12 protein-coding genes are annotated in these 9,992 nt (G+C 61.8%); 10 read left to right on the top strand and 2 right to left on the bottom strand.

Annotated elements, in window-relative coordinates; genetic code table 11:
• Nucleotides 1–141: 141 nt before the first annotated feature.
• The 7 genes from D8U60_RS26595 to D8U60_RS26565 all read left to right on the top strand — a co-directional run bounded on the left by D8U60_RS26595 (nucleotide 142) and on the right by D8U60_RS26565 (nucleotide 5,807).
• On the top strand, nucleotides 142–1,287 hold the full coding sequence (locus D8U60_RS26595; protein WP_130901338.1) for a chemotaxis response regulator protein-glutamate methylesterase: 1,146 nt from the start codon (nucleotides 142–144) through the stop codon (nucleotides 1,285–1,287).
• Nucleotides 1,287–2,027, top strand: a complete 741-nt coding sequence (locus D8U60_RS26590) for a flagellar motor protein (RefSeq protein WP_016771055.1) — start codon at nucleotides 1,287–1,289, stop codon at nucleotides 2,025–2,027. The genes D8U60_RS26595 and D8U60_RS26590 overlap by 1 nt, the downstream gene beginning before the upstream one ends.
• Nucleotides 2,028–2,039: 12 nt before the next feature.
• Nucleotides 2,040–2,930 (top strand): flagellar motor protein MotD, encoded by an 891-nt coding sequence (gene motD, locus D8U60_RS26585; protein WP_016771054.1) that lies wholly within the window; start codon nucleotides 2,040–2,042, stop codon nucleotides 2,928–2,930.
• A 43-nt stretch (nucleotides 2,931–2,973) separates the two neighbouring features.
• Complete coding sequence (locus D8U60_RS26580) at nucleotides 2,974–3,762, top strand: ParA family protein (protein ID WP_039763606.1); 789 nt, start codon at nucleotides 2,974–2,976, stop codon at nucleotides 3,760–3,762.
• Nucleotides 3,763–3,880: 118 nt separating this feature from the next.
• Complete coding sequence (locus tag D8U60_RS26575) at nucleotides 3,881–4,834, top strand: CheW domain-containing protein (protein ID WP_130901337.1); 954 nt, start codon at nucleotides 3,881–3,883, stop codon at nucleotides 4,832–4,834.
• A gap of 90 nt (nucleotides 4,835–4,924) precedes the next feature.
• A complete protein-coding gene (locus D8U60_RS26570; protein ID WP_016771050.1) occupies nucleotides 4,925–5,410 on the top strand; it encodes a chemotaxis protein CheW in 486 nt (161 codons plus the stop codon).
• Between the two features lies 1 nt (nucleotide 5,411).
• Nucleotides 5,412–5,807, top strand: a complete 396-nt coding sequence (locus tag D8U60_RS26565) for a DUF2802 domain-containing protein (protein WP_130901336.1) — start codon at nucleotides 5,412–5,414, stop codon at nucleotides 5,805–5,807.
• 121 nt (nucleotides 5,808–5,928) lie between these two features.
• Here the strand turns inward: D8U60_RS26565 and D8U60_RS26560 are convergent, their stop codons facing one another.
• Together D8U60_RS26560 and D8U60_RS26555 are read right to left on the bottom strand one after the other, a co-directional pair.
• Nucleotides 5,929–6,258 carry an EscU/YscU/HrcU family type III secretion system export apparatus switch protein gene (locus D8U60_RS26560; protein ID WP_122611600.1) on the bottom strand — a complete coding sequence of 110 codons (330 nt, stop codon included), beginning with the start codon at nucleotides 6,256–6,258 and terminating at the stop codon, nucleotides 5,929–5,931.
• Entirely contained in the window at nucleotides 6,255–7,829 is a 1,575-nt protein-coding gene (locus D8U60_RS26555) for a flagellar hook-length control protein FliK (RefSeq protein ID WP_130901335.1), read from the bottom strand. Before D8U60_RS26555 ends, D8U60_RS26560 begins: the two co-directional genes overlap by 4 nt.
• A gap of 197 nt (nucleotides 7,830–8,026) precedes the next feature.
• Between D8U60_RS26555 and ccmA the strand changes: the two genes are divergently transcribed.
• The 3 genes from ccmA to D8U60_RS26540 all read left to right on the top strand — a co-directional run.
• Nucleotides 8,027–8,662 carry a cytochrome c biogenesis heme-transporting ATPase CcmA gene (gene ccmA, locus D8U60_RS26550; protein ID WP_024012124.1) on the top strand — a complete coding sequence of 212 codons (636 nt, stop codon included), beginning with the start codon at nucleotides 8,027–8,029 and terminating at the stop codon, nucleotides 8,660–8,662.
• Nucleotides 8,659–9,327, top strand: coding sequence for a heme exporter protein CcmB (gene ccmB / locus D8U60_RS26545; RefSeq protein ID WP_051600627.1), 669 nt, complete (start codon nucleotides 8,659–8,661; stop codon nucleotides 9,325–9,327). Before ccmA ends, ccmB begins: the two co-directional genes overlap by 4 nt.
• A 97-nt stretch (nucleotides 9,328–9,424) precedes the next feature.
• The coding region (locus D8U60_RS26540; RefSeq protein ID WP_130901334.1) for a heme ABC transporter permease at nucleotides 9,425–9,992 on the top strand (568 nt) is incomplete at its 3' end.

Genomic DNA, 9,992 nt, shown 5'->3' with positions numbered 1-9,992 from the left:
TGTCCGGCGCCACCATCACCGGTGACGGCCGCATTGCGCTGATTCTCGATGTTCCAAGCATGCTCAAGCGTTACGCCACAAAGCGTATTTGAATCCGGGGCGGCGGCGCGATGACGCGCCGCTGCACCTAATGGAGTGTTTATGGCAGTCAAAGTCCTGGTGGTGGACGATTCGGGTTTTTTCCGCCGCCGCGTCTCGGAAATTCTTTCGGCGGATCCGAGCATCCAGGTGGTCGGCACGGCCACCAACGGTAAAGAGGCGATCGATCAGGCCATGGCCCTCAAGCCTGACGTGATCACCATGGACTACGAGATGCCGATGATGGACGGCATCACGGCAGTGCGGCACATCATGCAGCGCTGCCCGACCCCGGTGTTGATGTTCTCCTCGCTGACGCATGAAGGCGCGCGGGTAACCCTCGATGCGCTGGACGCCGGCGCGGTGGATTTCCTGCCGAAGAATTTCGAAGACATCTCGCGCAACCCCGAGAAGGTCAAGCAACTGCTTTGCGAGAAAGTCCACAGCATCTCGCGCAGCAATCGTCGTTTCAGTGCCTACAGCGCGCCGGCTCCCGCCGCTGCGCCAGCGCCGACGCCTGCTCCGGCAGCGTCGAGCTACGGCAGCCTCACGAGCCACAGCAGCCCTGTCCCGGCACGTCCGGCACCTGCGCCTGCGCCTGCCCGTGCATCCGCTGCCAGCGCTTCGTCGCCGGCTCCGAAACGCAAAGCCTACAAACTGGTTGCCATCGGCACTTCGACGGGCGGCCCGGTTGCGCTGCAACGCGTACTGACGCAGTTGCCGGCGAACTTCCCGGCGCCGATCGTGCTGATCCAGCACATGCCGGCGGCGTTCACCAAAGCGTTTGCCGAACGTCTCGACAAGCTCTGCCGTATCAGCGTCAAGGAAGCCGAGGATGGCGACATCCTGCGTCCGGGCCTGGCGCTGCTGGCGCCGGGTGGCAAGCAGATGATGATCGACGGCCGTGGCGCGGTGAAGATTCTGCCGGGTGACGAACGTCTGAATTACAAGCCGTGCGTGGACATCACTTTCGGTTCTGCAGCCAAGTCCTACGGCGACAAAGTTCTGGCAGTGGTGCTGACCGGCATGGGCGCCGACGGCCGCGAAGGCGCGCGTCTGCTCAAGCAGGGCGGCAGTTCGGTGTGGGCGCAGGACGAAGCAAGCTGCGTGATCTACGGCATGCCGATGGCCATCGTCAAAGCCGATCTGGCTGACGCCGTGTATGGTCTGGACGACATCGGCAAGCACATCGTCGAGGCGTGTATCTGATGGATGTTCTCAGCCTTATCGGCCTCATCATGGCGTTCGTCGCCATCATCGGCGGCAACTACCTTGAAGGCGGCCACCTCGGCGCGCTGGCCAACGGCCCGGCAGCGCTGATCGTGCTGGGCGGCACGGTCGGTGCTGCGCTGCTGCAATCGCCGATGAGCGCGTTCAAGCGCGCTATGCAGATTCTCGGCTGGATCTTCTTTCCGCCGCGTGTCGACCTGGCCGGCGGCATCGACCGCGTAGTCAATTGGAGCCTGACGGCGCGCAAGGAGGGCTTGCTCGGCCTCGAAGGCGTGGCCGACGCCGAACCTGACAGCTATTCGCGCAAGGGGCTGCAACTGCTGGTCGACGGCGCCGAGCCGGAAGCCATTCGCAGCATTCTCGAAGTGGATTTCTACACTCAGGAATCCCGCGATATCGAAGCGGCCAAAGTGTTCGAAAGCATGGGCGGCTACGCGCCGACCATCGGCATCATCGGTGCGGTGATGGGCCTGATTCACGTGATGGGCAACCTCGCTGATCCGTCGCAACTGGGTAACGGCATTGCCGTGGCGTTCGTCGCGACCATCTATGGCGTGGCCAGTGCCAACCTGATCCTCTTGCCGGTCGCGGCCAAGCTCAAGTCCATCGCGTTGCGGCAGTCGCGTTATCGCGAAATGTTGCTGGAAGGAATTCTGTCGATCGCCGAAGGTGAAAACCCTCGTTCCATTGAGTTGAAGCTGCAAGGCTTCATGGACTAAGGGAATAACCTCATGGCTCGTCGTCGCCACCAGGAAGAACACGTCAATCACGAGCGCTGGCTCGTGTCCTACGCGGATTTCATCACTTTGCTGTTCGCGTTTTTCGTGGTGATGTACTCGATCTCGTCGATCAACGAAGGCAAGTACAAAGTCATTTCCGAAGCGCTGATCGGCGTGTTTACCGACTCCGACCGCTCGCTCAAACCGATTCCGATCGGCGACGAACGACCGAAAACCGTGACCCCGGCCAAGCCGCTGGTCAAGGATGCCGAGCAGGTCGACGCCGGTATATCCGGGGCCAGCGATCCGCTGAAAAGCATCGCCGATGACATCAGCGCCGCCTTCGGTGATTTGATCAGCTCCAACCAGATGACCGTGCGCGGCAACGAGTTGTGGGTCGAGATCGAGCTCAATTCCAGCCTGTTGTTTGGCAGCGGCGACGCCATGCCGAGCGACATCGCGTTCAACATCATCGACAAGGTCGCGGCGATCCTCAAACCGTTCGACAACCCGATCCACGTCGAAGGCTTCACCGACGATCAACCGATCCGCACCGCGCAGTACCCGACCAACTGGGAACTGTCCTCGGCGCGTTCGGCGAGCATCGTGCGCATGCTCGCCATGCAGGGTGTGAACCCTGGACGACTGGCGTCGGTGGGCTACGGCGAATTCCAGCCAGTGGCCAACAACGCCACGGTCGAAGGCCGGGCGAAGAACCGTCGCGTGGTGCTGGTGGTGTCGCGCAATCTCGATGTACGCCGCAGCCTCACCGGCACCGGAACCGCCAATGCGCAACCGGATGCGGCGTTGAAGCGCGCTGGCACACAAACTGCACCGACCCCGGTCAAGACGCCGGGACGCGAGAGTGCCGTCAATTCTCCGTCGCCCGCATTAACACGCTGAAGCATGTCTCGGCCAATCAACCTGGCCGGGAGGAACGAACTGAATGAGAGTCTGGGCAGTCGCCAATCAAAAGGGTGGTGTCGGTAAAACCACATCCTCCATCGCTTTAGCCGGATTGCTGGCCGAGGCGGGCAAGCGCGTGGTTGTGGTCGATCTCGATCCGCACGGCTCGATGACCAGCTATTTCGGCTACGACCCCGACAGCCTGGAACACAGCAACTACGACCTGTTTCTGCACAAGGGCAGCGTGCCGCAAGGCCTGCCGGGGCAGTTGCTGTTGTCGACCAGCGACGAACGGATTTCCCTGCTGCCATCGAGCACTGCACTGGCCACCCTTGAGCGGCAGTCGCCGGGGCAGAGTGGCCTGGGCCTGGTGATCGCCAAGAGTCTGGCGCAGCTGTGGCAGGACTTCGACTACGCAATCATCGACAGCCCGCCATTGCTCGGTGTGCTGATGGTCAACGCCCTCGCGGCGAGCCAGCAATTGGTGATCCCGGTGCAGACCGAGCACCTCGCCGTGAAAGGTCTGGAGCGCATGGTCAACACCCTGGCGATGATCAATCGTTCGCGCAAACAGCCGTTGCCGTTCAGCATCGTGCCGACGCTGTTCGACCGCCGCACGCAGGCCTCGATGGGCACTTTGCGCGTGCTGCGTGACAAATTCCCCGAAGACATCTGGCACGGCTACATCCCGGTCGATACTCGTCTGCGCGACGCCAGCCGGGCGGGCGTCACGCCTTCGCAATTCGACGGCAAGAGCCGTGGCGTGCTGGCCTACCGCGCATTGCTCAAGCACCTGCTCGCGCAGCAACTTGTTCCGCAGGTGGCCTGAGCATGATCCTTATTCGTGTAGGAGCTGCCGAAGGCTGCGATCTTTTGATCTGGCCTGTCAGTGCTCCTGAAAAGATCAAAAGATCGCAGCCTTCGGCAGCTCCTACAGGGAGTCGCGCATGAACCGGCCGGTGAAGCTGACTTCACGTCCGCAACAGGCCTTGCAGTCCTATCTGGAAGACCTGTTGCTCGACCTGCCCGAGGACTTGCCTGCGTCGGTCGAAGCGCTGCCGCCAGTCGTCGAACCGGCGCAGCCTGATGTGGTGGAAAGCACCGAGGCCATGGACGAGTTTCAGGCAGCGGTGCTGGAAGAGCAGGCCCGTGACGCGCAGAAATCTGCCGGCCCGGTCGCCGCGCCCGCTGCTGCCCCGGTGGCCAAAGCACCGGTGGCGCTGATCGATGAACCGCGCGCGCCGCTGTCGACCTTGGCGCCGCTGCTGCAAACACAGTTATTGACCGTGCCGGAACCCGAACCGGAGCCAGAACCCGCGCCGCAGATTGCTGAGCCGCAGGTGCTGGTCCCGCCGCTGGTCGAAGTGCATCTGCCGCCGAACAACCCGCCGCCACCGGTCGAGCCCGATGGCCGTCCGGCCTGGGCTGCCGAAGCCTTCGAATGCTTGCTGTTCGATGTTGCCGGGTTGACCCTGGCGGTGCCGCTGGTGTGCCTTGGCTCGATCTATTCGCTGGCCGGCCACGAGCTGACGCCGCTGTTTGGCCAGCCGGAGTGGTTCCTCGGCATTCTGCCGAGCCAGGCCGGTAATCTGAAAGTCTTGGACACCGCGCGTTGGGTCATGCCGGATCGTTACCGCGATGACTTCCGGCAGGGCCTGCAATACGTGATTTCGGTACAAGGTTACGAGTGGGGGCTGGCGGTGCATCAGGTCAGCCGCTCGTTGCGCCTGGACCCGAATGAAATCAAATGGAGAAGTCACCGGGGTCAGCGGCCATGGCTCGCCGGCACCGTGATCGAGCACATGTGTGCATTGCTTGATGTATCCGCACTGGCCGAGTTGATCGCCAGCGGCGGGGCAAAGCACTTGAGTGGCAACAAGCCGCTACATAAACCGACATAGCAGCCGACATAACAATCAGGCGATGGCATTTTCCAGTGCCACCACACAGAACACACACCGCCCGGGGCGGTTTTTTCGAGGGGTCAGGGTATGAGTAGTCAGGCGTCGAATGCAAAAGGTTCTGAAGATCCGATCCTGCAATGGGTGACCTTCAAACTGGATAACGAAACCTACGGCATCAACGTGATGCGCGTGCAGGAAGTGCTGCGCTACACCGAGATCGCGCCGGTACCGGGTGCACCGAGCTACGTGCTGGGCATCATCAACCTGCGCGGCAACGTGGTCACCGTGATCGACACCCGTCAGCGCTTCGGCCTGCACAGCGGCGAGATCAGCGACAACACCCGTATCGTCATCATCGAAGCCGACAAGCAAGTCGTCGGCATCATGGTCGACAGCGTCGCCGAAGTGGTTTACCTGCGTCAGTCGGAAATCGAAACCGCACCGAACGTCGGTAACGAAGAGTCGGCCAAGTTCATCCAGGGCGTGTGCAACAAGAACAACGAACTGCTGATTCTGGTCGAGCTGGACAAGATGATGAGCGAAGAAGAATGGTCGGAACTGGAGAGCATCTGATTTGATTCTCGAGGTTGCGGTAATTGTTCTGTTCCTGTTCTGGGCCGGTACGCTGGCGATGTTCGTCTCGTACATCAAGGCGCAGCGGGTGATCGCTGCGCAGCAGGCTCAGGGCGACGCGCTGCGTGATCAGCGCATCAAGGACCTGGCCAAACGCGTCGACGACTACCAGAACGGCAACGTGCGCATGGGCGAAGCTCTGCACGAGTTGCGCGTGGTGGTGAGTCCGTTGCCGGACAAGATCGTTGCACTGGAACAACGCGACCCATCGAGCCTGTCATTCGCCCAGGCGGCGAAACTGGTGGGCATGGGCGCCAGCGTCGATGAACTGACTCAGTCGTGCGGGTTGACCCAGGCTGAGGCGGAGTTGATGCGCAAGCTTCACAAAAGCAGCTAGTAGCTTCGAGCTTTTAGCGGCAAGCAAGATCAAAAGATCGCAGCCTTCGGCAGCTCCTACAGGGGAAACGCTAATCCCGATGTAGGAGCTGCCGAAGGCTGCGATCTTTTGCTTTTAAGTCTTAATAATCATCGCCGCGCAGGGTCACATCTTTCTCGACCATCGGCGCGTTCGGGTCTTGTCCCTCGGGGAATTTGCCTTTCAGGTTCCAGGCAAACGCGATGATCTCGGCGATGGTGCGATAGAGCTCTTCGGGGATGCTGTCGCCCAGTTCCATCCGCGCCAGCAGGCGCACCAGTTCAGGGTTCTCGTAGATCGGCACTTCGTAATCGCGGGCGATGCGCAGGATTTCTTCGGCCAGTTCTTCGTCGCCCTTGGCGGTGAGGGTCGGGGCGTGGTTGCCGTCGTATTTGAGGGCGATGGCCTGGCGTGGGGCAGTGGAATCGTTCATGCGGTTTCGTCGACCCAGCGGTGTTCGAGGCGGGTTTGGTTGCCTTGCGGCGGCGTGCCGTGGTGGCAGTCGAGGTCGCCGACGTTGAGCCCGGAATCGAGCAGGCGCTGGCGCAAGGCAAACAGATTGTTTTCGATCAGGTCAGCGGTGTACGGACGCTCGGCCCACAGCTGACTGGACAGGCTGCCGGCGATCAGTTGCGCCTGAATCTGCATCGGCCCGAGCGGTTCCAGATCGAAGGCCAGATCGACGCGCCACAGTTGCTGCTTGGCTTCGCGCTCATCGCGGCGTTCGTGTGGCTGCGGCTCGCGCTCCGGCGCATCTTCACGCTGGAACTTGACCTGCAACGGCACGATGTCCTGCAAATTGCGCATCGGGATTTCCAGCTGCCAGGTGCTGAGCAGGCGGCCATCGTCGGTGACGCCGGTCTGTTCCAGGCTCGACAGCTGATGGCTTTGCAGGCGCGACACCGCTGCGGCGGCGAGGCGCAGCAGTTGTTCGAGATCACCTTCGCCTTCGAGTTTTGCCAGCAGTCGTTCGGGCAATGGGAAACTGCTCGGTACCGGTTTGGCGCTGACCTGGCCGAGGGTGCCGAGGGCGTTCCGGACGAAACTCGGCAGTGCCTGCGCCAGGGTATTGGCGGCGATGATCGCATTGAAATTGGTGTTGCTTGGCAGGCCCGGGGTCAGTTGCGCGATCAGCTTGAGCAGGTCGGCTTTCATGTCCGGGGCGAGCGTGGGATTTTGTCCACCGAGCAATTTCGCTTCGAGGAACGCGCCGCTATTGGCCAAGGCAAGCGCCACGCCTTTGGCGGTGCTCATTTGCTGCACGTCCGGCAGGCTGGCGAGCAGCTTTTCGACCACCGCGCGCAGATCGGCCGAGGTCTGGTCAGTGGTAGGCGGCAGATTTTGCAACATCTTCAGCAGGCCATCGAGCGAGCCCTGGCGACTTTGCTGACCGAGCAATTGCTGACTCACCGCCAGTTGTTCCTGACGGCTGCTCAGTGGCACGAATTTGAGGGTCTGCGCATCCTGCACTTGCGCCGACAACAGGGTGCCGATGCGCAGCGGCTGCGGGCTGTCGACGGTCAAGGTGCTGCCGCTCAATGCGGTGTTGAGCAGGGTGACCATCGAGCGAAATACCGCCGCTTGCCCCGGCGTCTGCGGCAGTGCCTGCGAGGTCACGACTTTGCCTTGCAGCAAGGTGCCGGCGGGCAATTGCGCGGTATCGATGCGGGTCAGGGTGGCGACGCTGCTGGCGATCGCTTGCTGCACGGTGATTGCCAGATTGCCGGCCGACGGCTGAGTGATCGCCAGGTTGGTGCCCTGTGGCAACGGCAGGTTGCTGCTGGCCTGTACGGTGGTCTGACGGCCGCTGTCGAGGGTCACTTTGAGCAACAATTCAAAGGTCTGATCGGCCTGCTTGAGCGACAACACCTCAGCCTTGGCGCTTTGCCCCGCGCTTATCAAGCCCTCGACCGGCGTCAGCAGCTTGAGCAGTTCACCCATCTGCGGGCGAGCGCTCGCCGGCACGGTGGGCGGCAGCGGGAGGATGTTCATTTCGCCTGTCATACGCGGACACAACCTGAGGAAATTGCGCTCTTGAGAGTAAGGCACGGCATGTATAATGCCGCGCGTCGTGCGCTTCGTTCAAAAAACCTGGCAATTGTTTGATCCAGCTCGCCAGTTCGAGCGATCAAAGCATCTATGCTGCATCTCTTTAACGGCCGCTCCAGAGCCGACTTGAACCGTATAAGGCCCGTGATCCCTTGACCAGTCCTGTCCTGCAAACCGTTGCCCTGGCGTGTGAACGCGATCTGCGGCTGCTTTTCGAAAACCTCGAATTGCGCCTGGCCAGTGGCGACATGGTGCAGATCAGCGGCCCCAACGGCAGCGGCAAGACCAGTCTTTTACGTCTGCTCGCCGGTTTGATGCAACCCACCGATGGCCAGGTGCTGCTCAATGGTCAGCCGCTCAACGAACAACGCAGCGAACTGGCGCGAAACCTGTTGTGGATCGGCCACGCCGCTGGCATCAAGGATCTGCTCACTCCCGAAGAAAACCTGTCGTGGCTGTGCGCCTTGCATCATCCCGCCGAACGCGAGGCGATCTGGCAGGCGCTGGCGGCAGTAGGATTGCGCGGTTTCGAAGATGTTCCCTGCCACAGTCTTTCTGCCGGCCAACAGCGCCGCGTGGCACTGGCGCGGTTGTATCTGGACAGCCCGCCGTTGTGGATTCTCGACGAACCGTTCACCGCGCTGGACAAGCAGGGCGTCGCTCAGTTGGAAGAGCATCTGGCCGGCCACTGCGAACGCGGCGGCCTGGTGGTGCTGACCACCCACCACACCCTGAGCCGCATGCCGGCCGGTTATCGCGACATCGATCTGGGGAAATGGGCGGTATGAGCGTCTTCGGCCTGCTGCTTGCCCGGGAATCGCGACTGCTGTTCCGCCGCCCGGCGGAGCTGGCCAATCCGCTGATTTTCTTTGCCATCGTCATTGCCCTTTTCCCGCTGGCCGTCGGCCCGGAAACTCAAGTCTTGCAAAACCTGTCCCCGGGGTTAGTCTGGGTGGCGGCGTTGTTGGCGGTCCTGCTTTCGCTGGATGGATTGTTTCGCAGTGATTTTGAAGATGGCTCGCTGGAACAGTGGGTCCTTTCGTCGCACCCGCTGCCGCTTCTGGTCCTGGCCAAGGTGCTGGCACACTGGCTGTTCTCCGGTCTGGCACTGGTGCTGCTGTCGCCTTTGCTGGCGCTGATGCTCGGGTTGCCGGCCGCGTGCCTGCCGGTGCTGCTGCTGTCGTTGTTGCTGGGCACGCCAGTGTTGAGCCTGCTCGGTGCAGTCGGCGCGGCGCTGACGGTCGGCCTGAAGCGCGGCGGCCTGTTGCTGGCGCTGCTGATTCTGCCGTTGTACATCCCGGTGTTGATCCTTGGCAGCGGCGCGTTGCAAGCGGCGCTGCAAGGTATGCCGGCGACCGGATACCTGTTGTGGATGGCCAGCCTCACAGCGCTGGCGATCACCCTGACACCCTTTGCAATAGCCGCTGGCCTGAAGATCAGCGTCGGCGAATAATAATGAGGCCTGGTCAAAAATTGACCACTTCTTCCAGAAGAAAGGCATGACCCTCTGCCAGCTCGCGATGATGAGCGGCAACCGTAATGGAAACAGTATGAACTGGACCTGGTTTCACAAGCTCGGCTCGCCCAAGTGGTTCTACGGCATCAGCGGCAGGTTCCTGCCGTGCTTGAGCATTGCAGCGTTGCTGCTGATCGGCGTTGGCGTGGTCTGGGGCCTGGCCTTCGCGCCGCCGGATTACCAGCAAGGCAACAGCTTTCGCATCATCTATATCCATGTACCTGCAGCGATGCTCGCCCAGTCGATCTACGTAATGCTCGCGGTGTGCGGCGTGGTCGGGCTGGTGTGGAAGATGAAACTGGCCGATGTCGCCCTGCAATGCGCCGCACCGATCGGTGCGTGGATGACCGCCGTGGCGCTGGTTACCGGGGCGATCTGGGGCAAACCGACCTGGGGCTCGTGGTGGGTGTGGGATGCGCGCCTGACCTCGATGCTGATTCTGCTGTTTCTGTATTTCGGCGTGATCGCGCTGGGCAATGCCATCAGCAACCGCGACAGCGCCGCCAAGGCCTGCGCGGTGCTGGCGATCGTTGGCGTGATCAACATTCCGATCATCAAATACTCGGTGGAGTGGTGGAACACCCTGCACCAGGGCGCGACGT

The organism is Pseudomonas sp. Sample_11 (assembly GCF_004307505.1).
GTDB classification, from domain to species: Bacteria; Pseudomonadota; Gammaproteobacteria; order Pseudomonadales; family Pseudomonadaceae; genus Aquipseudomonas; species Aquipseudomonas atacamensis.
The sequence above is the reverse complement of the archived record's forward strand: the minus strand, read 5'-3'. Positions and strand labels throughout refer to the sequence as shown.

What these genes read in the sequence shown, in the direction of transcription:
- D8U60_RS26580 (WP_039763606.1), top strand. Translation starts at nt 2,974, where the DNA reads ATGAGAGTCTGGGCAGTCGCCAATCAAAAGGGTGGTGTCGGTAAAACC.
- motD (WP_016771054.1), top strand. Translation starts at nt 2,040, where the DNA reads ATGGCTCGTCGTCGCCACCAGGAAGAACACGTCAATCACGAGCGCTGG.
- D8U60_RS26590 (WP_016771055.1), top strand. Translation starts at nt 1,287, where the DNA reads ATGGATGTTCTCAGCCTTATCGGCCTCATCATGGCGTTCGTCGCCATC.
- D8U60_RS26560 (WP_122611600.1), bottom strand. Translation starts at nt 6,258, where the DNA reads ATGAACGATTCCACTGCCCCACGCCAGGCCATCGCCCTCAAATACGAC.
- ccmB (WP_051600627.1), top strand. Translation starts at nt 8,659, where the DNA reads ATGAGCGTCTTCGGCCTGCTGCTTGCCCGGGAATCGCGACTGCTGTTC.
- D8U60_RS26570 (WP_016771050.1), top strand. Translation starts at nt 4,925, where the DNA reads ATGAGTAGTCAGGCGTCGAATGCAAAAGGTTCTGAAGATCCGATCCTG.
- D8U60_RS26575 (WP_130901337.1), top strand. Translation starts at nt 3,881, where the DNA reads ATGAACCGGCCGGTGAAGCTGACTTCACGTCCGCAACAGGCCTTGCAG.
- D8U60_RS26555 (WP_130901335.1), bottom strand. Translation starts at nt 7,829, where the DNA reads ATGACAGGCGAAATGAACATCCTCCCGCTGCCGCCCACCGTGCCGGCG.
- D8U60_RS26595 (WP_130901338.1), top strand. Translation starts at nt 142, where the DNA reads ATGGCAGTCAAAGTCCTGGTGGTGGACGATTCGGGTTTTTTCCGCCGC.